Origin of the sequence: Bacillus sp. 3255 (genome assembly GCF_031456485.1) — a bacterium.
Classification (GTDB): Bacteria; Bacillota; Bacilli; order Paenibacillales; family NBRC-103111; genus Paenibacillus_E.
In genome coordinates this window covers 21,933-42,906 of record NZ_JAVDUS010000030.1, presented here as the reverse complement: position 1 = coordinate 42,906, position 20,974 = coordinate 21,933, and the positions used below count along the sequence as shown (strand labels likewise).

Annotated in this window: 22 protein-coding genes; 7 read left to right on the top strand and 15 right to left on the bottom strand. The window is 52.1% G+C overall.

All coding sequences use genetic code 11. The features are described from left to right. Positions 1–12: 12 nt before the first annotated feature. The 6 genes from J2X61_RS33480 to J2X61_RS33455 all read right to left on the bottom strand — a co-directional run bounded on the left by J2X61_RS33480 (position 13) and on the right by J2X61_RS33455 (position 7,044). Positions 13–1,455 (bottom strand): glycoside hydrolase family 28 protein, encoded by a 1,443-nt coding sequence (locus J2X61_RS33480; RefSeq protein ID WP_310194540.1) that lies wholly within the window; start codon positions 1,453–1,455, stop codon positions 13–15. Continuing rightward, positions 1,452–3,059, bottom strand: coding sequence for a glycoside hydrolase family 43 protein (locus J2X61_RS33475; protein WP_310194538.1), 1,608 nt, complete (start codon positions 3,057–3,059; stop codon positions 1,452–1,454). The genes J2X61_RS33480 and J2X61_RS33475 overlap by 4 nt, the downstream gene beginning before the upstream one ends. Beyond that, on the bottom strand, positions 3,056–4,177 hold the full coding sequence (locus J2X61_RS33470; RefSeq protein WP_310194536.1) for a glycoside hydrolase family 88/105 protein: 1,122 nt from the start codon (positions 4,175–4,177) through the stop codon (positions 3,056–3,058). The genes J2X61_RS33475 and J2X61_RS33470 overlap by 4 nt, the downstream gene beginning before the upstream one ends. Before the next feature lie 331 nt (positions 4,178–4,508). Further along, positions 4,509–5,516, bottom strand: coding sequence for a DUF3231 family protein (locus J2X61_RS33465; RefSeq protein WP_274469765.1), 1,008 nt, complete (start codon positions 5,514–5,516; stop codon positions 4,509–4,511). Between the two features lie 74 nt (positions 5,517–5,590). Next, complete coding sequence (locus J2X61_RS33460) at positions 5,591–6,700, bottom strand: DUF3626 domain-containing protein (RefSeq protein ID WP_379239967.1); 1,110 nt, start codon at positions 6,698–6,700, stop codon at positions 5,591–5,593. Positions 6,701–6,840: 140 nt separating this feature from the next. Continuing rightward, positions 6,841–7,044, bottom strand: a complete 204-nt coding sequence (locus J2X61_RS33455; RefSeq protein ID WP_274469768.1) for a hypothetical protein — start codon at positions 7,042–7,044, stop codon at positions 6,841–6,843. A 187-nt stretch (positions 7,045–7,231) separates the two neighbouring features. On the opposite strand from J2X61_RS33455, the gene J2X61_RS33450 reads away from it, so the two are divergent. After that, positions 7,232–8,263, top strand: coding sequence for a stalk domain-containing protein (locus J2X61_RS33450; RefSeq protein ID WP_310194530.1), 1,032 nt, complete (start codon positions 7,232–7,234; stop codon positions 8,261–8,263). Here the strand turns inward: J2X61_RS33450 and J2X61_RS33445 are convergent, their stop codons facing one another. The 5 genes from J2X61_RS33445 to J2X61_RS33425 all read right to left on the bottom strand — a co-directional run bounded on the left by J2X61_RS33445 (position 8,264) and on the right by J2X61_RS33425 (position 11,484). Next, positions 8,264–8,746 carry a CcdC protein domain-containing protein gene (locus J2X61_RS33445; RefSeq protein WP_310194527.1) on the bottom strand — a complete coding sequence of 161 codons (483 nt, stop codon included), beginning with the start codon at positions 8,744–8,746 and terminating at the stop codon, positions 8,264–8,266. Positions 8,747–9,039: 293 nt separating this feature from the next. Then, complete coding sequence (locus J2X61_RS33440) at positions 9,040–9,396, bottom strand: VOC family protein (protein WP_274469771.1); 357 nt, start codon at positions 9,394–9,396, stop codon at positions 9,040–9,042. Positions 9,397–9,493: 97 nt separating this feature from the next. Then, on the bottom strand, positions 9,494–10,207 hold the full coding sequence (locus tag J2X61_RS33435) for a gamma-glutamyl-gamma-aminobutyrate hydrolase family protein (protein ID WP_310194523.1): 714 nt from the start codon (positions 10,205–10,207) through the stop codon (positions 9,494–9,496). A gap of 20 nt (positions 10,208–10,227) precedes the next feature. Beyond that, positions 10,228–10,737, bottom strand: coding sequence for a GNAT family N-acetyltransferase (locus J2X61_RS33430; protein WP_274469773.1), 510 nt, complete (start codon positions 10,735–10,737; stop codon positions 10,228–10,230). Between the two features lie 33 nt (positions 10,738–10,770). After that, the gene (locus J2X61_RS33425) at positions 10,771–11,484 is read right to left on the bottom strand and encodes a MerR family DNA-binding transcriptional regulator (protein ID WP_274469775.1); all 714 of its coding nucleotides are present in this window, start codon (positions 11,482–11,484) and stop codon (positions 10,771–10,773) included. A gap of 154 nt (positions 11,485–11,638) precedes the next feature. On the opposite strand from J2X61_RS33425, the gene J2X61_RS33420 reads away from it, so the two are divergent. From J2X61_RS33420 to J2X61_RS33400, 5 genes are all read left to right on the top strand, one after another. Then, a complete protein-coding gene (locus tag J2X61_RS33420; RefSeq protein WP_274469776.1) occupies positions 11,639–12,145 on the top strand; it encodes a DUF6022 family protein in 507 nt (168 codons plus the stop codon). A gap of 103 nt (positions 12,146–12,248) precedes the next feature. Then, positions 12,249–13,013: an AIM24 family protein gene (locus tag J2X61_RS33415; protein WP_274469777.1), complete on the top strand. Its 765-nt coding sequence runs from the start codon at positions 12,249–12,251 to the stop codon at positions 13,011–13,013. A 156-nt stretch (positions 13,014–13,169) separates the two neighbouring features. Further along, positions 13,170–13,388 (top strand): hypothetical protein, encoded by a 219-nt coding sequence (locus tag J2X61_RS33410; protein ID WP_274469779.1) that lies wholly within the window; start codon positions 13,170–13,172, stop codon positions 13,386–13,388. A 162-nt stretch (positions 13,389–13,550) separates the two neighbouring features. Beyond that, positions 13,551–14,024 (top strand): MarR family transcriptional regulator, encoded by a 474-nt coding sequence (locus tag J2X61_RS33405; protein ID WP_274469780.1) that lies wholly within the window; start codon positions 13,551–13,553, stop codon positions 14,022–14,024. A 144-nt stretch (positions 14,025–14,168) separates the two neighbouring features. Further along, complete coding sequence (locus J2X61_RS33400) at positions 14,169–15,404, top strand: MFS transporter (protein ID WP_310194518.1); 1,236 nt, start codon at positions 14,169–14,171, stop codon at positions 15,402–15,404. A gap of 61 nt (positions 15,405–15,465) precedes the next feature. Here the strand turns inward: J2X61_RS33400 and J2X61_RS33395 are convergent, their stop codons facing one another. The 3 genes from J2X61_RS33395 to J2X61_RS33385 form a co-directional block, all read right to left on the bottom strand. Then, entirely contained in the window at positions 15,466–16,707 is a 1,242-nt protein-coding gene (locus tag J2X61_RS33395) for an SH3 domain-containing protein (protein WP_310194517.1), read from the bottom strand. Between the two features lie 121 nt (positions 16,708–16,828). After that, the gene (locus tag J2X61_RS33390; RefSeq protein WP_310194515.1) at positions 16,829–18,007 is read right to left on the bottom strand and encodes an MFS transporter; all 1,179 of its coding nucleotides are present in this window, start codon (positions 18,005–18,007) and stop codon (positions 16,829–16,831) included. A gap of 108 nt (positions 18,008–18,115) precedes the next feature. Beyond that, on the bottom strand, positions 18,116–19,000 hold the full coding sequence (locus tag J2X61_RS33385) for an arylamine N-acetyltransferase family protein (protein WP_310194513.1): 885 nt from the start codon (positions 18,998–19,000) through the stop codon (positions 18,116–18,118). A 107-nt stretch (positions 19,001–19,107) separates the two neighbouring features. Here J2X61_RS33385 and pdxR point away from each other — a divergent pair, with 107 nt between their 5' ends. Next, complete coding sequence (gene pdxR, locus J2X61_RS33380; protein WP_274469791.1) at positions 19,108–20,571, top strand: MocR-like pyridoxine biosynthesis transcription factor PdxR; 1,464 nt, start codon at positions 19,108–19,110, stop codon at positions 20,569–20,571. Positions 20,572–20,631: 60 nt separating this feature from the next. Here pdxR and J2X61_RS33375 read toward each other — a convergent pair whose 3' ends face one another. Continuing rightward, positions 20,632–20,910 carry a chorismate mutase gene (locus J2X61_RS33375; protein ID WP_274469793.1) on the bottom strand — a complete coding sequence of 93 codons (279 nt, stop codon included), beginning with the start codon at positions 20,908–20,910 and terminating at the stop codon, positions 20,632–20,634. Positions 20,911–20,974 lie beyond the last annotated feature (64 nt).

The following is a 20,974-nucleotide window of genomic DNA, read 5'->3' as shown; positions in this document are numbered from 1 at the left end:
CAATCAGGTTATCTAAAGCGCATTGGTTATCTGCTGCACATTCCGGCAATGATGCAGCTGAATAGCCTCCTCCTCGCTCGTTTGCAAACGTACATTTTCCAGCAGCAGGTCATCCGCATAGTGGGCGATGACGCCCCGCTCCGCCGTTGCCAGGAAGTTGCTGAGGCGTACGGAGGCTAGCGGCATTTCGGGCAGACCGTTGACGATCAGCGCCGTGTGTGCACCGGTGCAGACGACGTCGCGAATGTCGATGTTGCGGAAAATCGGCGTGCCCTCCGTGACGGGATGCACATCGTTATGGGCGCTGCCCGACCCTTCCACGCCTGCATAGAACAGATGAAAGGAGATCGCCTCCCCCGCAATCTGTGTCATCCGGATACGGCTGATTTCGATCTCTTCGACCACGCCACCCCGGCCGCGGGCGCTTTTGAACCGCAGACCGATATCGGTTCCCATGAACGTGCAGTCCGATACCCGAACGCGCCGCACGCCGCCGGACATCTCGCTGCCGATAACGAAACCGCCGTGTCCGTGATACACGGTGCAGCCCCGAATCGTGACATACTCGCATGGCATGCCTAATGCACGGCCGGCCTCGTCCTTACCCGATTTCATGCAAATCGCGTCGTCGCCGACATCGAATGTGCAATTCTCGATGAGGGCGTACCGGCACGAATCGAGATCCAGTCCGTCTCCGTTCTGGGCGAACCAAGGGTTGCGCACCGTCACCTGGCGAATCGTTACATGCTCCGATGCCCACGGGTGCAGGCACCAAGCGGCCGAGTTCTGGAACGTCGGACCGTCCAGCAGCACATATTTGCATTTGCGGAAGCTCAGGAGGTTCGGTCTTAAATAGTCCCGGTAAGGTGCATATGCAGCCGGATCATGATTCCCTTCCCGGACAAGCTGCTCCGTCTGCGCTCTCCCGTTCATGGCCGCTTCGGAGGGCCACCAGAATTCCCCGTCGTGATCCGTCACGCCGCCCGATTGGACGAGCTTATCCCATTTGTGCGCGGTCATCTTCCAACGTTTGACCGGCCGCCAGGCTTCTCCGTTGCCGTCATAAACGCCTGCGCCCGTCAGCGCAATATGCTCCAGCCCTTCGGCGTCGAGCGGGGATTGACAGCGCACCGTCGGAATGCCTTCGAAGGTGGACATCACCAGCGGATACTGCGTGAAATCCTTCGTGAACAATACGACGGCGCCTGCCTCCGTGTGCAGCTCCAGCCTGCTGGCCAGCTTAAGCGGTCCCGTTACCCATACGCCGGCTGGGATGATAACCCGCCCGCCCCCAGCCTCGGAGCATGCCCGGATGGCACGCCGAAAGGCTTCGGTATTATCCGCCAACCCGTCGCCGATGGCTCCGTAATCCGTCAACAAGAAGCTGCGGTCCGGAATTTGAGGCAGGAGCACCTCCGGCATGGTCCAAGAACCGTTTATTGTATGCGTGGTCATTCGGTCATTCCTCCATTCGTATCGCTGAATCGGAACCAGTCGATGTCTGCATAAGCTCGTTCCGGCGATTGTTCCCCGCCGCCGCTTCGCAAGCAGAACAATCCCAGCTTCGCGCCGACCCAATGGCCTGGTTCCGCTGTGAATTCGCCGCCGATCTTCGCGAAGGTTACGCCGTCCAGACTGTAGGCGAAGCTGAAGACGGCTTCCTCAACGACCGTTGTTTGCAAATACACTGTGTGCACGTCTGCGGGAAGTCCGGCACGGTCCGTGACTTGTTCATTCGACGATTCCTTGTCGCCCCGGCCCTCCACATGGATAAGCTCGAGCCCCTGTTCCGAGCGCCGCACTGCCACATATCGGTAAGCATGCCCGAACGCCGTCAAGCCGGCCATCTCGTCCTGCCTGCCGAATCCGGGAGAGAGCGTGATGGATGCCGTCGCCGTGAATTGCGGGGCAGGAAGCTTCTGGCAGACGACGTTCAGCGCATCGTACAACGTTGCGCTTCCTGCAGGAAGCTCATAGGCGAATAGCCGCAGGTGCCCCGGGTTCTCGCTCAGCGAGTACCACTCGCGCCGGTAGTTCGCCTGCCACTGCCACTGCAAGCCCAGCTCTTGCCCGTTGAACTCATCGCTTGTTTCCGGTACGGCCAACGGCCAAGAGCGCCCTACGTCCGGCTTCTTGTGCACGAGAACCGGCTCGCCGATCCCGTCGCCATTCGCGTCGATCCCCATAACCGGCCAATCGTTCTCCCAGGCCATCGGCTGCAGGTGAACAATGCGTCCGTAGGCTTCTCTATCTTGGAAATGAAGAAACCACGATTCGCCGGATTCCAGCTCCACATAGCCTCCTTGATGCGGACCATTGACCGGAGAATCGCCTTGATGCAGCACGATCTTGTCCTCATAAGGCCCCATGATGTTCTTGGACCGAAGTATCGTCTGCCAACCGACGGAGACGCCTCCGGCAGGAGCAAAAATATAATAATAACCATTGCGCTTATACAGCTTCGGCCCCTCAATCGTCGGATGGCTCTCGGTCCCGTCGAACACAATGACACCATCGTCCAGCAGCGCAGTGCCGTCCGCCGACATCCGGCAGATCTGCAGCATGCTCTTAATGCCGCAGCGGCTGCGGGCAAATGCATGCACGAGATATGCCTGCCCGTCGTCATCCCAGAACGGGCAGGTATCGATCCAGCCTTTCACTTCCTTGACCATGTGAAGCGGTGACCAAGGCCCCGCAGGATGGACGGCCTTCGTCATATAAATGCCTTCATCCGGTGCGCTGAAGTAGATCCAATAGTGGCCGTCATGGTACCGTATGGCCGGAGCCCATACGCCGTCGCCGTGTCGAACCCGGTCATCGTATCCGCCCGGCAGCTGCTGAACGGCATGTCCGATCAACGACCAGTTGACGAGATCTTTGGAATGAAGAACCGGCAGTCCCGGCGAACTGACGAAGCTCGATGCCGTCATATAGAAATCTTCTCCGACGCGAATGACGTCGGGATCGGAATAATCCGCACATAGAATCGGATTGCGGTACGTGCCGTCGCCCAGATCGGCGAACCATACCGGCTTTATTAGGCTTTCACTGATACTCACTTGCGATCTCCTCCTCGTTCCATCTCTACACTGGCAAGCAGAAACGGCGCCATGCCCATCAGCACATCTCTCACAACCGCTTCTTCCAAATAGTACTCATAGCTGCCGTCCCGGTACGGATTACCGCCCAGTCCAGCACCATGGCAAATCCCTTGCACATGAACACTTGTTGGTGTTTCTGTTACTAGTTCGTTCAGCAGTCCTTGATACCCTTTGTGCGCGACCGTTTGGAAGGAACCGGAGAGATATTTCAAACGCGCGCCTTTGGCTGCCGCATAGACAAACATACTGCTCCCCGATGCTTCCAAGTAGTTGGCTCCGTCCGCTCCACGGTCCAGCACCTGATACCATAGTCCTGTGTTCGGATCCTGCACCCGTGCAAGCGCCCCCATCATCCGTTCGAAAATGCCGATGATCGTTCCGCGCTGCGGGTGCTCCTCCGGAAAGTGTTCCAAGGCATCGACGAGGGCCATCGCATACCAGCCCATGCCCCGGCACCAGAAATGCCGCGATTTGCCTGTATCGGTATCGCACCAACGCTGTTCACGGCTCTCGTCCCAGCCATGGTGCAGCAGCCCCGTAGTGACATCCCGCGTATGCTTTTCGACCAGAAGCAGCTGCCTAGCCGCTTCGTCGAACAACTCCGGTGCATCGAATGTCTTGGCATATTCCGCGATGAACGGAGTCGCCATATATAACCCGTCCAGCCACATTTGGTACGGGTATATCTTTTTATGCCAGAAGCCGCCTTCGCTCGTTCTCGGGTGCCCTTTGATTTGCCGGATCAGCCTAGCCGCCGCCCCGGCATATTTCGGCTCGGATGTTCTCCGCCATAGCGCGAACAACGCCTTGCCCTGATTGATCTGATCCAGATTGTAATCCTCCAAGGTGTAAGTTCGAATCGAACCATCCTCCTGAACGAATAAATCCATATGCTTCCGGACATATTCCACATAAGCTTCATCCCCGGTAAGATCCCCGACGTTCAGCAAGGCTTTCAAAGTCATTCCGTTCACATACATCCAGCGCTGCTCTATTTCCGGATGGTAACCTCTTTCATTTGTGTTGCCCATGATCGTTTGTGCCGTTTTGACTGACCAATTCCCTGATTCCTTCATCTGCTCTTCCCGCCTTCCACTTATTGCCCAGCATATCGTCCGTGACTACAGCTATTATGCTCGAAGATGGCATGTCAGCCTATGCAGTTGAGATAACCAGTTCGCTAGAGCGGCATTGAAACCGAGAGCCACAGCATGGCCCGGGTGAACAGGTTGCTTCGGGCACATTGGTTGCATCCTGCATATGTAACGGACATTCCCCGCATTTTACCTGCCAAAAAGGACCCCATGACGAGTTTAACTAGTTGTTTGAAGACTATTCGCTGTCTGCAGGAATAAAAAAACCCGGTGGCTCCTCATGGAGTCCCGGGTTCTTGCCTGTATGCTTCCCTCACGCTCTCGTCAGCTTCCTGCGATCTTCCACCTGCGGCGGCTCCTCCATCCAGCCGTGCTTAATCATAAGCTCCCCGCCTTCTTTCAAAAAAGGCAAAATCTTCTGAGCCGTGCGAGCCATCGTCAGCGGCAAATCGCTGCGCAAGCTGAACGCTCCGCCGAGCGCGTTGCTGCCGAGGCCGAATGCGCCCAGCAGATTCGTCAAATACATCATCAGCTTGTCGGAAAACGGAGACACGGTAGAATTCGTTGCCTTCCCTGCGTGCGTAGCCGGCGGCTCGATGTAGTCGCGGCGCAGAAACTCGCCCAGCGTCGTCTCCACATCTTTGGACAATTCCATCCCCTTGATGAAATAGTTCTTCACTTCCCGATCATTGGCCACTTGCGCGAAGCCGATCATCAACTGCATGCCGGTCAAATTCGTCTCAATGGCATGATGGAGAAGCGAGATTTCGATCGCATTCAACGATCTCGTCTCTCCGATCAATTTGAACCCGGTCAGATAGCTCTCGTCTTTAATGAAGTTGACTTCCGTAGGCATGGACATGAACGGAGGACGGACGAGCACGCCTTTATCCAGCAGCAATTGCGAGCTTTGATCAAAGACGTCTTGGGAATGCGCCGTTAATTGTCTATACAGCTTTTTGACGTCCTCGCGGTAAGACATCGTAGAATGCAGGGCGAACAGATTGACTTCTATTTTGCTAAGCATGTGCAGAAACATCGGCTCATATAGAAAGTCGAACAGCTTGGGAACACCCGGATGAACATCGTTTGCCGTAAAGCCAATCGGTACCGCGGCTCCTGCCGCTTGGAAGAGCTGCGTTATTTCATTTACAAATCCTTGCGCGCCTTCGTATGTGAAATTGATAATTCGCTGAACGTCGGCATCGTCGGCATGTTCACGCAAATATTCCAGAAATCTGAGCAGCATTGTTTTCTCTTGATAAGCCATCCACAAATTTCCGATTTCGGATGACGTCAAGGGGATTTTGTGAGCTTCCATGTACAACGCTCCTTTGTTTTTAGCAATATTCTTTCCTATGCGGGAAATAATATCCACAAAGAAGCGTACGAAAGTTATGACGATCCCTGGTCGCCGATTCGCCCGGCAGCGTCACCGTAACGGACTAAGATATGCCACATATATTTCAATTCCTGAACCGCGTCTTCATAGCAGCCCCGGTCAAGCCAAGCTTCCGGACGGCTCTTCAAATCAAGCGCCGCAGCTCCGATGGCGCTCGCATCGACGCGTCCGTTCACCGCAATCCGTCTGGCCAGCGAGGGCATGCTCGGACCTCGGAAATCCGCAGGCACATCTTCCGCACGGATGGCGAATCCCCTATGCCAATACAGCGTGATGCCGTACTTGAAGCATAGCTGTTCCAATATTCGGCCTGTCGGCGCCGTCTTGAAGGATGGATCCGCTACCAGCATATCGACGTCAGTCTGCAAATCAATCGTGCCATGAACTTGAGCTTCTATGTAATGATTCAGATTGCGGCTAGGCTTCATGGCCGCAGCAGCTTGGAATGGCTGCTCCAGGCCGTTCAGCAGTTGATCGATCAGCTTGCGGGGGCTCGTGTTCTTCTCTCCGATGGCGCGTTCTTCGAAGAATGCGTCCTTCAAGAGTGCGGCGGTGATATCGTCAAACTCCGCATACGTTCCTTTTTCCTTCGGGTCTTGGTGGGAATCCAGATACGTATAGGTGCTGCGTGCAGCCGTCTTGGGCGAGAGGAGGAAGTAACACGAGCCGAACCTGGGAGCCGGCCCATCCGGATGCGGCCAAAGTGCGAGCGCACCGTACTTGGGGCGTTGGCCGTTCGATACGCCTTCGGCCTGATAGGCGCCTCCGAACATTCGAGCCTCCCAGACATCGCGGGCTCCTCCCGGATAAGCGGATACGCTCCCGCTCGAGATCCCGGTTTCGAACTGGCTCCTATAGTGCCCCTGCTCGAGCAGCGCTTCGGCTACACTGCGATGATGCGGAGCCGGTCGGTCCGGATGAAAATGAAGCGCAATTCGAGCCCGGGACTTCAGCTTGGCGACCGCCTCTTCATAGGTTTCCCTGGATATATTGGACATCTGCAGGATATCATCTATGACCCGCTTCGCCTCTTTTTGTCGCGTTCTGGCGTACCGCGTGATGTGTTCCATCGCTTGGAGCTGGGCGCTGGTCAGTTCACTCATATGCATACCTCCTGTACGTGCGTTATCCTGATTCTAACATACCAAACAGCAGAACAAGCTCCCTCATCATCAAATGAGGGAGCTTGTTCTTATATGTCCTTATTTCGAAGCAGCTGGAGTGATCTCTTCGGTGTGTGTGTTCACTCCGTAATCGCCTTCAAATCGCTCACTTTCAGAGAAGCTTCCCGATTCGTGTCGTGAAAGACGACGCGTACCTCCAACTCATCATCCACCAGCTCAAAGGCAAGTATTGTACAGTTTCTGCCTCTATTCTTCGTCTTTCTAGGGTTATCCGGTTCGACGACATACGAACCCCCGATGGAAAGACTCACCATGTCCTTCATGTTCAATTAGCAACCCTTTCTAAGCTGTTATGGTACGTAAGATCATTCCTCTCACCATTTTACCCCATAATGAGCCGAACGTCTGCACCTATATCGATGCAATGACCTTTTCCACAAATTGGATGGCAACCCTCCAGCGATAAGCTGCGTCTATACATGTATAAGTTAACTTGTTAGGAGCGATATCATGAAAATAAAAAAAGGGCTCCAAACCGGAGCCGCTTGTATAGCGCTTATGACCGGGCTGCTGCCTGGTGCCGTCGTTCATGCGGAGGCGAACAGCAATCCATCCGTTTACCTGGACGGCCGTCTGTTGTCCTTCGAGACCCCGCCCGTCATCGAAGACGGCTACTGCCTTGTTCCGCTGCGCGCCATTTTTGAAGCGGAAGGCGCCAAGGTGTCTTGGGACGAGACGACCCGCACCGTTACCGCAGTGAAAGATAACATCGAGTTTACATACCAGATCGGCGCCATGACGGCATCCAAAAATAAACAAACACTCGACATGCCCATCTCCGGCAAAATTATTGCCGGCAACACGATGATTCCGCTTCGTTTAATAAGCGAAACGCTCGGCAATCTTGTCAAGTGGCACGACTATGACCGATCGATTACAATTTCTTCGGCCAAAAGCTACGAAACGGCTATCGAATATGGCGTCAATCTGAGGGACGCTCCGAATACCGGTTCGCAAGTGCTCCGAATGATACCCAAGAAGGAGAACATCCATGTTATTCGAGAGCTGAACGCGAATTGGCTGGAGGTGCAGACGAAAGACGGAGCCATCGGCTTCCTCTCCGCCGACCCGCAGTACACCGATTACGCCGCTCCGGCGCTTGCCGAACAGAAAGCCGATGAGCTGATCGCGCTTGGCGTCAAATTCTTGGGAACGCCTTACGAATTCGGCGCTTCCTCCAGTCAAACCGCCACGTTCGATTGCTCTTCCTTCGTCCGATATTTGTTCAAGGAGGCGTTATCCATCGACCTTCCGCGAGTCTCCTACGAACAAGCCGAGGTAGGGAAAGATGTCGGACTTGACGAGCTTCGCAAGGGTGACCTGCTCTTCTTCACCGCCCGCGGGCTCGATATCGGGCATGTCGGCATTTATGCCGGGGACGGCAAGATTCTCCATACGTATTCCAAAGAACTTGGCGTCCATATCGCTGATTTTGATGACAAATGGAAGAAACGGTTTGTAAAAGCCAAGCGATTATTCTAGCTAAGCATTCAACATGGTTGGCTTGGAAGAGCTGACCATGCGAAATTTCACGAAACTAGCCACCCGCCAAGCTGCGATATAGCCGAATGTGATTAGATTGCACATAAAGCTAAGCGTGCTTGGCTCTATGGCGTGGATTGTCGCAATGGCGATGAAGCGCAGCGCGAAGATCGCGATCAACAGGACGAAAACGGTATGATTGCGTTTAATAAACGTTTCTCCGTTATCATGCACTTCAAAATTAGTCGTCTTGATAAGCGGAATGGAAATGATCATTCCCACGATAAGCGACAGAATGACCTGCTCCTCGCGAATATGCAGAGAAGGATCGAACAATTGCATGAACGATGTGGAAATGTACACGATTGGCAGTAACAGCGCTGCGCCTGACTTGCCAAGCGGCTTGCGCATCCCGCTCCATTGCCCGCGTAAAATAAAGAAAAAGATTACTGCCGATACCGCCATCGATATGGTTGAATTCATCATCGAACACTCCCTTAGAGGTTTTATTATGAATCCTATTATCCTCTCTCGGGGAACGGTTCGACAGTGAATCAGGTCACCGAATTAAGGTGACCTTTGTCATACGGAGCCCGATCACGGACTGAGACGCCGTTATTCGCCATTCTATACGCATAAAAAAATCTAACGGACACAGAAGCCGTTATCTGCCCGATATTCCCCATGTCCATCAGGGTCGGCGCAGATGACGGCTCTCCAGTCCGTTAGACTCGCAAAACGCGTAATAATTTCAATATAAAGACCGTTGTGTAACCCTAGCATTTACAAATCATCAACACATTGCCGTCCGGGTCTTTGATATTAAACCAATGCCCATGTTCGATACCTGTAACAAGCTCGATCTGACGGTCCTGAACGAACTGGTACGCTTGATGAATGTCATCCGCGTTAAAATGAAACGCCGGGCTTCTGAAGTAAGTATCCTCGTTATAAATGCGGCTGTCCAAGATCAGATTCAAGCCGTTATTATCGAAGGGAATGCAACACAGATGGCCGTTAATAATTTCAAATGAAGGCTCCAAACCTAGCAGCGAACAATACCATTCGCGCGCATCGATGATGCTGCTTACCGGGATGAAAATAGCTCCTGCTTTACTGGAAATCGGACTCATGCCATTCAATCTCCTTATATGCCAGAATATCCACTAGTGTAGCATAGATTGGTAGAATAAGGAAACTGCCTATTGTCAAGCGCGCCCATTCTGTATGTTATTGCCCGCAAGCGCTCACGAATGCAGCGAACAACCGGAAGCTGGGCTCATCGATTTGATAACAAAACTCAGGATGCCATTGCACAGCCATCACGAATTTCTTGCCGGGCATGGCAACCGCCTCGATTAATTCGTCTTCCGCATAGGCGACGGCCTGCAATTGCTCCGACAATTGTTTGATGCCTTGGTGGTGATAGCTGTTGACCATCAGAGCTTCTTTACCGACAATCTCATATAACGGATTTCCATCCGCTATGACGACGGCATGAACGGGCTCACTGTACGGAGGCTGCTGTTTATGCGCAATTAGCTTGCCGGCGCTTCGCTGCGCAGGAATATCCTGATACAGCGTTCCTCCGAGCAAAGCGTTAAACAATTGCAAGCCGCGGCAAATCCCGAAGGCCGGTTTATCCAGCTTCAGCACTTCATCGAACAGGAGTTTCTCCATCACGTCCCGTTCCTCGCACAGTTCTCCACACACACCATCGATTGCCTCACCGTATAGTTCCGGATTGATATCATGTCCTCCTGTAAAAAGAAAGCCGTCAAACGTTCCGGCTAACGTTCGGATGACCTCCGGGTCCGCTGTCATGGGCAGCATAACCCCAATGCCTCCGGCCTCTTCGATGCCTTTCATATATCCCGGAAGCATCCAGTAGCTGTCTTTATCCGTATCCACTAAAGGTAAAACGCCGATCAACGGTTTTCTCACAGTAAGCCCCCCTAATTTCTTTATAGATCTACCGCGAACAAGCGGACTTGTTCCTCCGTACCCGCATAGGGAATGGTCCCTTCATCCTTCAGCCCCAATTTCTCCAATAGCTTGGCTGAAGGACGATTATCTAGCGCCGTAATCGCGGCCAGACGCTTTAATCCGATTACTTCTTTGGCGTAACCCATCACTGCGGAAGCAGCTTCATAGGCGTATCCTTTCCCCCAATATCTGGGCAGGAAAGCAAACCCGATATCTACCTCTTCCATGAAATCCCGCTTCGCCAATCCGCAAATGCCCAGCGGGATGCCTCCATCCTTTAGCTCGGTCAAATAAAAACCGAAGCCCAGAGCGGCATATGCATTCATCGGGACGTCGATAATATGGGTCCGCGCATCCTCCAGCGTCCTTACACCTCTGTCGCCTATGTTCCGAATCCAGGACGGGTCGTTCAGCAGTTCAAGAATAAAGGCCGCGTCTTGGACGGTTTGATGACGAAGTATGAGTCTCTCGGTTTCTACGACGATCACAATCGGTCTCCTCCTCTTGAGAATTCAAATCATTCAAACCAGCTTAAGCCGCGAACAGAGATTATGCAAGCTATGCAGCCCTCTTAGCTGCTCCCGGTTACGTTCAGCTAGCGCTGCCCGAGCAGCTGCAATCACCGCTTCCATGGCTTGCCAATGTCCGGCTGGAAGGCCTCGGACCGCTTGTTTAAGCCGGACTGTATCGCCGGAATACACGGCTTTTTGCGTCGATTTCAGGATCCATACTTTCACTTCCTGGAACTTGTCATACTTCCGGTAGTTGTTGTTTTCATGACGCGCCGCGGCGATTAATCCGTCTTGTTCCCAATACCGAAGCGTCGAAGTCGGGATACCTGCCGTTGCGGACAGTTCTCCGATCGTCATCCATCCCGGCTCTGCGCTTCCGCTTAGAGCGAGCTTACTCATCAATCCCTCGGCTTCCTCCAGCACAAGCTTGTCCGCATGCGTGGCTGCCTGGGCCGCATTGATCAGCCAAAGCGCCGCCCCCAGCTCTTGGCGCTGAAGCAGGATGAGCACCTCCGAGGTGATTTCCATCCCGAACCCCGGCGACATGGCGACAATACATGTGAAATAAGCGATATGCTCGTCCGTATAGACCCTGTAACCATTGGAAGCCCTGCTGGCTGGAGGGACAATGCCCTTTGCTTCGTAATTTCTGAGCGAGCTGGTGCTGATGCCTAATTGGTTAGCGATTTCCGCCGGACGTAAGGTGCGGCTCATACGGCTCATGAAATCCCCCTCGATAAGGATGCATGCCTAAACAGCTTGTAAGGTTCGTAACTGGCATGACCATAATATTCCACATGAAAATGGCAAAACCTTCGCATTTGCTTGAATGTTATACAATCTAGCTGAAACTATAAATCGTTGGAGGTATACGTATATGCGAATGCTCAATGAAGTAAATCCAGACATGTCGATCGGCCAGTTGGCCGCAGTTTTATCCGATTATATAGAGCACAGCTGGAGGAACGTATTTCAGGCGAATGTTCAAGAGCTCGCAGCTTTGTTCCCTGAATTAGAGGATTCCACCTATGGGATGTATTTGGAGCGTCTTATCCCGCAGGCATGGCAGCAGCTGGAGCGCTGCGGATTTCATCACGCAGAACCTCCCGGCGCTGAAGATTTCGTTATTGCGGGATGCCTTAATTTTCGAGACTCGATGGAGAAAGCCGAATGGGGCAGTCCCGGGCATGAAATGCGAATCTTCTGGATTGTGCTGAACAATCGGCATAACCGTCCCATCGGCACGCTCGTTCTGTCATTTGCCCACTCTCACCTGGAATTCAACGTACCGGAGCAGCCCAAGTTCGAAGCTTTCGCAGAAACGGAACGCCGCGCCATCGTATCCGCCATCCTTCATAAACAAGGCAAGCGACCCCAAACTTGATTTTCTTGTAACTTTTTTCTTTGATTCTCGTATGAATGTGATAGATTTCGCCTGAATGATAGAGAGCTGCGATAATCGCCAATCTTAAGACGGAGGCATTCATATGGCATTCACCATTAGTAATTTAACGGACAATAACAACGTCGTCATCAAAGAGAAGCTGGGACCTTTCAGCGTGCTCGAGTATCAACAGGATTTGAGCAGCACCACCCTTGCCGACGCACAAGCCAACTTCTACATGACCAAGAGCAATATGAAGAAGAGACAAGTCATGATCGAACTGAATGGGGAAATCATGATGAGCGCTGGCGCGATGCAGTATTACGTGGGCAATATCGAGATGACCTCCGGAGTGAGAGGCGCGGGCGGCCTGCTCCGCAATCTTGTGGCAGGCGCCGTAACCGGAGAAAGTGCCGTCAAACCCGTGTACCGGGGTCAAGGCACCATCATGATGGAGCCGACCTACAAATATTTGTGGCTGATCGACGTCGACAATGACCATATCGTGCTGGATGACGGGCTGTTCCTGGCCTGCGAGACATCGCTCCAAACCCAGGTCGTATCCCGCAAAAATCTGTCTTCCGCCGCTCTCGGCGGTGAAGGCCTGTTCAATCTCAGCGCCCGAGGTAAAGGTGTGCTCGTCGTAGAGGCGCCGATTCCTGCGGAGGAGGCTGTCATTGTGGAACTGAAGAACGATACGCTCCGCGTCGACGGGAATTTCGCCATGATGTGGTCGCATTCGCTGGACTTTACGGTAGAACGGTCGGGCAAATCGCTGCTCGGTTCCGCGGCATCCGGCGAAGGACTCGTCAATGTGTACCGGGGAACCGGTCTCGTTTGGCTGGCCCCGCTGTCCGCTTATAAGTGAAGAAGCAATGGCTGCGCTGGCGGGGTTATCCCTGGGCGGCCATTGCTCTATGGTCATAAATCAACGCAATATTTACATTCCGCTAATTTGCCTCTGACAATTCTTGCGTACAATGAAACTATAAATCCTTGTAGCGGAAGCGGAGGCTCGGGTTCGATGAAGACAGTGAACATCGCTTGGATAGGCATTGCTTTGTTTTTCCTTACGGCGATCGGCGTGAGTGCGAATGAACTGCTCACCGTCGAACAGCCTCTTCAACCTACGGAAATGAATCCTGTCGTTATTCCTTACTCACCGGAAGTTTATGGCTCGACGGCTCAGTTCGAGTACGAATTCGAGTGGCTTGGCGGTAAAATTGAAGCGAACCCGCAATAGGCAGTATCTTTACCATTCGTGCAACGGCGGTTCCTGCTATAGACATATAGGGCTTTGAAACGAGTTACTTCCGTTTCAAAGCCCTATTTGCTTGATAGTGTTGAAATAGACACAAACTTCAATATAATAGGGTTAGTGCACCAACAGGCGGGAGGACAAGCCATGAACAAAGAAGATCAGGTCATCCTGGGTTTCAGGAATGTATTAAACAAGATGGTTTGGCTGAATAAGTTTAAGATGGAAGACAGTCTTAAGGGCCATAAGCCTTCTGAAGTACATTGCATCGAATACATCGGCAAACATGCAGATTCCAACGTGACCATACTGGCGGAGTCCTTTTATATGACTAGAAGTGCCATAAGTAAAATAACGAAGAAGCTCATAGAAAAAGGCTTGATCGAAAGCTACCAGAAGCCGGATAACAAGAAAGAAATTTATTTTAGGCTTACGGAGCAAGGGAAAGTGGTTGACCAAATCCATGAGGAACTGCACCAAGAGTTTCGAGCGCGGGACAAAGTCGTATTTGAGCAAGTAACCGAGGAACAATATGACAGTATGCTCAGCTTCTTGGAAAAGTATAGTAGGCATTTGGATGCAGAAATAAAGAAACAAGATATAGATATGAAATCGGAATAAACTTGAATTGTAAAACCACAGGCAGCCGGCCTCTATGGAGAACGAGCTGCCTCTTTCTTATCATCATTTTGTTGACAAGGAAACAAAAGGTCGGTATCTTTGTTAACAAGGAAACAAAACGTTGACTTTTGAAGGGAGATTTCCATGTTCAAATGTAGAGCACACCGTGAACAGAACATCGAACAAACCGTAGATAAAAGGGCTTTACTATTCGGTCTCATGTCGGTGTTTCTTTGCGGAATAGGCTTCAGTATCGTAGCACCAGTCGTTCCATTCTTAGTGCAGCCTTATATAAGCAATCCGGAAGCTCAGGCTATCGTTGTTACGCTGCTGACTTCCGTTTATGCCGTCTGCGTGTTTGCCGCGGCCCCCGCACTTGGAGCATTGAGCGACAGGTATGGCCGTCGTCCATTACTCTTAATTTGCCTGCTGGGTTCCGCAATCGGGTACCTCGTTTTTGGCCTCGGAGGAGCGCTATGGGTACTATTTGCCGGCCGCATCATCGAAGGTATCACGGGAGGGAGTATAAGCACGATCTTCGCCTATTTTGCCGACATTATTCCTCCGGAACAGCGAACCAAATACTTTGGATGGGCCAGTGCGGTTGTAGGGGCAGGCACCGTCATCGGCCCCACCTTAGGCGGATTACTTGCCAAGTTCGGCAATTCTACGCCCATGTATGTTGGGGCAATCATCACTATATTGCAGGTTGGTTATGGAATCTTATATATGCCAGAGAGCCTTGCCAAGAAGAATAGACTGAGCAAGATTACCCTGGTAAGATTGAATCCATTTAAGCAGCTTGCAAGTGTGCTTGCCATGAATAACTTACGAAGACTGCTTGTCGCAGCATTCTTACTTTGGATCCCCAATGGATCTTTACAAGCCGTTTTTTCACAATTTAGCTTGGATACTTTCAGCTGGATGCCCGCACGAATCGGACTTATGTTTTCAATAATGGGTGTCCAGGATATCCTTTCACAAGGCCTCATCATGCCGAAGCTTTTGATAAAACGGAATGATGCACAGATAGCCATACTTGGGATGATTTCGGAGATAATCGGCTACGGTTTTATTGCGCTATCCGCTTTGTTCTCCTTCTATCCGCTTTTTATCATCGGCATGTTTATATTCGGTTTCGGGGATTCAATCTTTGGGCCTTCATTTAATGGGATGCTCTCTAAGTCTGTCGAGGCTAGCGAACAAGGAAGGATTCAGGGAGGCAGCCAATCTATTCAGGCTTTAGCAAGAATGATTGGACCTATCGTTGGAGGTCAAATCTACGTATCGCTTGGTCATGCCGCACCCGCTTTCATGGGCATGATCCTTATCGCAGCGGCCATACCCGTTCTGTATAAGAGGACACGAGTTGTGATATAAACGGTCTCAATTATTTTAAGGCACGGATCTTCTAACGATCACGTGCCTTATGACTTTGCCGCTAATAGGCTTTAATGAAATTCACGTTGGTAAGTCTGAAGGTATAGTTAACCATGGTGTCGTCAAACCGGTCCAGCTTCGCCGTGAACGGCACATCGTCATTTGGCTGTACGCCGGTCACACTTGCTTCCGCGCTTGCGATCGCATTTCCCTTGCTGTCCAACATTTGCAAAGTGAAGCTGAAACCGCCATAGCCCTCGTACTTTGGCAGGCTCGCTACATAGATACGGCCCGAGACGCTTTTATCGCTGGACACCATTGTGGGTAAGACATCGATGAATCCGAGGTTGTCTCCGGCAATCTTATCAGGATTCCGTTCTGTGCCCTCATCCATCATCCATGCATCGCCCTGCCATGTCTCTATCAGATACCATGTATTGCCCCATACATCTTTCATCTTGGCATGCGCATGTACGGTTTGCGGTGCCAGCGGCTCCAGCCTGCTTTGCAGATTCGGATAAGCGTAGGTGAGCGTTCGGTTCTTCAGCTCGATATTCTGATTGACGGTCTCTGTGCCGGACGGCTGTTCATACCGGTTGGATATCCAACCCGTCTTCCCGTCTTGCGTTGTAACTTTATAGAAATCCCCTTGTTGGGCTGTCGCCTCCAAGCTCTGGGGATCTATCGCTTCCGCGTCTCCCATATAAGGTTGATGAACCGGTGCCTTGAACAGCGATGCTTTTCCTTGGACATTCACCTTCACAGGAGGAGATAACTTCGTTACATGTTCGATTACCAAAGCCTCTGTTGGCGTAAACCATTTATCCCCCATCCACGTTTCCAATAGCCACGAAGGATTTTGCAGCGGACGGTAGAAAATTCCCTTCGTATGAACAATTTGCGAGGAAAGCGTCGTTCCGGTATAACCATACTCCGGCTTATTGTATAGAGGGATGACGCCTGTTACATCCAAATATTCATCCTTGGGCACCATCCAGCCGATTTCCGGCCAATCGACCTGCACCCATTGGTCGCCGAGCCAGCTCGTGCGGATCTTAACCCATTTCGGCCGGTCAGGGAAAGGCTTATACCAATCGGCTTCGGCTGCGACAGTTGGAACGTCCTGAGGGGACAGAGAGGCCCACGAAGGGGAGTCTTCATGAGGGCTGGCGTACAGCTTCGTTTCATGCAAAAGAGTGATCTTCTCCGGCAGCGTTGGCTCCCAGGCTTCCGCAGAGGCCATAGGCGCCGCGCTCCAAACGATTGCGCTTATTCCACATAATAAGGCCAAACTAAGTTTCATTCACGCACCTCCAGTTTCAGGCAAACATACAACGGAGGATACCCACCTCCTAGTATTTGGAATATATAGTTAGACGTTCGCTCCGTAAAAAAGTTGCAAATGAATGCGTCATCCTGTTCGTTTATTCCGCCTGCCGCTCGAAGGCCTCCGTGCTTTTTCCTGAGAAATACGGAACTACGAACGCACTGACAAGCGCCAGCACAATCAAGGCGATGAAGGCGCCCCCGCGAATATCTTTCACGGACAACGCCAAGATCAGAAGCACAATTCGCGAGGCATTCAAGAAGCATTCCCGCCACAGGAAAATCTTGGCCTGCTGGATCGCCGTATGCTTCGCAATAATTCGGAACTGCCTTGTGTTCCACACTGTACCGAAATAAAACATGCCGATCGTCGTCAAAATATTGGAAACGATCAGAATCGGCGCTTTCGGCATAAGCGGCAGCAGAAAGCCCACCGATACGAATAACATGCCGATGGCCAGCCATGCGCCTTCGCGAACTTTCAGACGTCTGTACAGCATCATCGCCCCGATGGCGAAGCACGCATACAGCACGTTCAACGCTGCGATAATTAGCTTATCTTCGGAAACGGAGAACGTGAAGACCAGCGCAAACAGCACTTGAAACTGCAGGAAAATACCTGCGGCAAGCAGCGAAGGAACCATCCAGCGGAGCGCGCTGCTGGAGAAGACGCTGCGGAATCGGATCCCTTGGAACAATCGCTCCGGCTCACCGGCCAACGTAATGTGCGGAATATGGAACGAGACGAACAGCAGCAAAGCCACAAATAGAAACATCAACAGAAATGAACCCGAATACCCGATCCATTGAATAATCAAGGCAAAAGCAATCGGATTAATAATAGAAACGAGCTGGTTAATAATATTGGCAATGGAAAAGTACTGCTCGAAATCTCTTCCTTTCCCATAAACGCTAAGCGTAATGTTCTGCGCCGAGGCGTAAAATCCCCACATAACGCCGATCGGCACGGCAATGATGGTAATCCATAGAAGCCGGTTGTCCAGCTCCAGCACCGATAGCAGCAGGAAGACAATACCGCCGCAAACGGCATTCGTCCGAATCAATACCCGTGTCGTATATTTCGTTAACAATCTTGATCCCACAGCGAACGCAACCGTCCACGTGACGAACATCATTAAGTTGAACCATACCACTTCAGAGATATTGTTGTTTTTCTCCCAAATAAACAGATTCACAAATATCCCGATGTAGTTAAAGATAATCGTGGACGCTGCGTTCATGAGCAGCAGCCGCTTCATTTGACCGCTTATTTGCATTCTTTTCCAGCCGCCTTCTAGTATGTAGGTAAGTTTGACCGATCACTATCGACAAATAATTCGCTTAGGGCTGTTGGTTATCCTGCATAAAAAAATAACCGGCCGACATTAGCTGTCAGACCGGCTCTCCGCGCTTTCCTTCTGTCTCTTCCAAGCCTCATGCTGCTCCCGAACCCTTCGCCACAGCTCCGAGCGCTCCGAACTCGAGTAATGAACCAGCTTCTCATGGAAAACGGCTGCCATCACGTCTAGCCATTCGCTCTTGCTGCCGATCTCGTACGATTGGATGCCGGAGGCGTCCCAATTTTTCCAGACACAGCCCCTTAGCTCGTTGGTGTCATTGGCGTTGCGCTGCCGCATCAGAAACAGCTCGATCCAAGGCGAATCGCTCGAGCGGCTGTAATGCGCATGGTTCGGCTTGAACACCTCCAAGTCCGTCACAACCTCAGGCGCATAATCAACCCCGGCGAAAGCAAACTGCGGTTCGTGCTCCAAGCGCCAGCCATGCTCGGCGACAGAGGAGGCCCGCACTTGATACGTCTCATGCCCTTGCGGATAGTCTCCCGTTCGCAGCGGCAGCGGCTCATAAGGCATATCGCCAAGACCGACATCGACGATCCAGCGCTCCTCTTCGCCTGCCTCGTCAGGAAGGCTGACCGTTACGCCGAGGTGAAACCCGTTCACACGCGGATTCTCCCCTTTCGGCTGCACGCCGGCCCGGTGCCACGAAACGCGGTAGCCAAGACTTCGCAACAGCGTGCCGAAAGCGCCGTTCAAATGAAAGCAATAGCCGCTGCGCTGCTGAATCATCAGTGCGGCGGTTTCCCGCACATCGATGGACATCGGCTTGCCCGCATAGATATCGAGAGTCTGCCAAGGAATCATAGCGACATGCGCCTTATGCAGCTCGAATAAGTAGGCCCGGGTCGGAGCCTGAATATCTGAAATGCCTAACCGCGCTAAGTATGCGGTTATTTCCGTTCTCGTTAACATTGCATCTACCGCCTTCCACAACTGTATATTTCTACTATATAATAGAACTGACCACTAAGAAATGGTCAGATTCTAACCAAATAAAAAGACAGTTAACGAGGTCGGTCATGCTGAATCTTAACCTTTCAACGGATATGTCCCGCCCGCTCTATCTGCAGCTGTACACGCAAATCCGGGACCAAATACGCAGCGGTACGCTGGCGTATGAATCGAGGCTGCCTTCCGTCAGGTCGCTGCAGCTTCAGTTCAATATGAGCAAAACGCCGATTGAAACGGCCTATCAAATGCTGGTGACAGAAGGCTATGCCATCAGCAAGCCGCGATCAGGTCTCTATGTCAGAAGGGGGTTCGAGCATGAACGCGGGCTTGCGCAGGATCCCGATCCCGGTTCAAGCCCTGTTATGCCCGGAGACAAGCCTGCGCATGGTTCAATCCCCCCCAATCCTGCAGCTTCTCTACGGCCGAGGGACAACTACCTCGTCGACTTCCGGGTGTCCTTGACGGATGAACCGTCCTTTCCGGTTCGCACCTGGAAGAAGATGCTTCAGACGGCCTGGGACACTTCATTCGGGCGTATATCCAAGTATGGGAATCCCATGGGCGAGTACTCATTCCGCACGGTGCTGGCAGCGTATTTAAGGAATTTCCGAGGCGTCGTTTGCAGGCCGGAACAGATCGTCATCGGCACCGGCATCGCCTATTCGATGGGCCTTCTCGCCAAGCTTTTCCCCCGCGACCTGCCGATTGCCTTCGAGGATCCCGGGTATGCGCCGGTCCAGGAGCCCTTTCGCCATGCCGGCTTCGAGACGCTGCCAATCCCCGTTCATGCCGCAGGCCTATCGCTCGAGCATCTGTACGGCAGCGAGGCGCAGGCCGTATACGTCACCCCGTCGCATCAATACCCAACCGGCTGTGTCATGCCCTACGCCGAGCGGGAGCAGCTGCTGCATTGGGCTGCGTCGCGCAGCGCCTACATTATCGAAGACGACTACGACAGCGAATTCCGCTATCATGGCAAGCCCATTCCATCCCTGCAAGGACTGGATCGCCATGCGCGCGTCATCTATATCGGGACGTTCTCCAAAGCGTTCACGCCCGCTCTTCGCATGAATTACATGGTGCTGCCGAGCGGTTTACTTAGCCAATTGAAGGAAAGGAAACATGTGCTGTATGCCCCGTCCAGCGTCGATCAATTGGCCATGCAATATTTTATCGAGCAAGGCCACTGGTTCCGCCATATTCGCCGGGTCCGCAGCGTGTACAGAAGAAAGCATCACAAGCTTATCGGTCTGCTGAATGAAACGTTCGGTCCGCACATCACAATTACCGGACACAGTGCAGGACTGCATATCCAAATGACCGTAAAAACGACGTACACCTCCCAGGATTTGGTCAAGATGGCGGCGAATGAACGCATCCGGGTGTATGATTCGCTGGAGATGCAATCGGGGGACCCTGCCCCGGGGTTTCCACAAATTTATATCGGCTTTGGCGGTTTAAGCGAGACGGAGATCGAATTGGGGATACGTCATCTTCACAAGGCTTGGGGCCCCTGTTGGTCCATCCAATAGAAAAGGCAGGCGGGACTCTGGGTAAGAGTTCCTGCCTGCCGGTTCGGTGCGGTGATTCCGTTATTTGGTTACGACAAGTTCTTGATGTCTGGAAATGACAATATCCATAATGCGTCTGTAAATTTCGGATGTATACGCCGGATTGATGCCGCTCTCTTCAGAGAGTTGGCGAATTTTCCGGAACTGCTCGGATTCGCGGCCGGGATCCTGGGCATGCAGCTGATTCTCCGCTTTGTAGATACCGACTTCCTCTGTGCATTGAAATCTTTGGGCTAATAGCTTTATAATTTGCTGATCGATTTGATCGATTTCGTTTCTCAATTGGTCTAGTCTTGTCATCTGAATGTACCTCCACATTTCATCCTGTGCTTCATCGCTTTTATGTAATAAAGGAATGGTATGA

Excerpts from the sequence above, each read along its gene's own strand:
- J2X61_RS33480 (WP_310194540.1), bottom strand. The coding sequence starts at position 1,455 with ATGACCACGCATACAATAAACGGTTCTTGGACCATGCCGGAGGTGCTC.
- J2X61_RS33470 (WP_310194536.1), bottom strand. The coding sequence starts at position 4,177 with ATGAAGGAATCAGGGAATTGGTCAGTCAAAACGGCACAAACGATCATG.
- J2X61_RS33465 (WP_274469765.1), bottom strand. The coding sequence starts at position 5,516 with ATGGAAGCTCACAAAATCCCCTTGACGTCATCCGAAATCGGAAATTTG.
- J2X61_RS33460 (WP_379239967.1), bottom strand. The coding sequence starts at position 6,700 with ATGAGTGAACTGACCAGCGCCCAGCTCCAAGCGATGGAACACATCACG.
- J2X61_RS33455 (WP_274469768.1), bottom strand. The coding sequence starts at position 7,044 with ATGAAGGACATGGTGAGTCTTTCCATCGGGGGTTCGTATGTCGTCGAA.
- J2X61_RS33450 (WP_310194530.1), top strand. The coding sequence starts at position 7,232 with ATGAAAATAAAAAAAGGGCTCCAAACCGGAGCCGCTTGTATAGCGCTT.
- J2X61_RS33445 (WP_310194527.1), bottom strand. The coding sequence starts at position 8,746 with ATGAATTCAACCATATCGATGGCGGTATCGGCAGTAATCTTTTTCTTT.
- J2X61_RS33440 (WP_274469771.1), bottom strand. The coding sequence starts at position 9,396 with ATGAGTCCGATTTCCAGTAAAGCAGGAGCTATTTTCATCCCGGTAAGC.
- J2X61_RS33425 (WP_274469775.1), bottom strand. The coding sequence starts at position 11,484 with ATGAGCCGTATGAGCCGCACCTTACGTCCGGCGGAAATCGCTAACCAA.
- J2X61_RS33420 (WP_274469776.1), top strand. The coding sequence starts at position 11,639 with ATGCGAATGCTCAATGAAGTAAATCCAGACATGTCGATCGGCCAGTTG.
- J2X61_RS33415 (WP_274469777.1), top strand. The coding sequence starts at position 12,249 with ATGGCATTCACCATTAGTAATTTAACGGACAATAACAACGTCGTCATC.
- J2X61_RS33410 (WP_274469779.1), top strand. The coding sequence starts at position 13,170 with ATGAAGACAGTGAACATCGCTTGGATAGGCATTGCTTTGTTTTTCCTT.
- J2X61_RS33405 (WP_274469780.1), top strand. The coding sequence starts at position 13,551 with ATGAACAAAGAAGATCAGGTCATCCTGGGTTTCAGGAATGTATTAAAC.
- J2X61_RS33400 (WP_310194518.1), top strand. The coding sequence starts at position 14,169 with ATGTTCAAATGTAGAGCACACCGTGAACAGAACATCGAACAAACCGTA.
- J2X61_RS33395 (WP_310194517.1), bottom strand. The coding sequence starts at position 16,707 with ATGAAACTTAGTTTGGCCTTATTATGTGGAATAAGCGCAATCGTTTGG.
- J2X61_RS33390 (WP_310194515.1), bottom strand. The coding sequence starts at position 18,007 with ATGCAAATAAGCGGTCAAATGAAGCGGCTGCTGCTCATGAACGCAGCG.
- J2X61_RS33385 (WP_310194513.1), bottom strand. The coding sequence starts at position 19,000 with ATGTTAACGAGAACGGAAATAACCGCATACTTAGCGCGGTTAGGCATT.
- pdxR (WP_274469791.1), top strand. The coding sequence starts at position 19,108 with ATGCTGAATCTTAACCTTTCAACGGATATGTCCCGCCCGCTCTATCTG.
- J2X61_RS33375 (WP_274469793.1), bottom strand. The coding sequence starts at position 20,910 with ATGACAAGACTAGACCAATTGAGAAACGAAATCGATCAAATCGATCAG.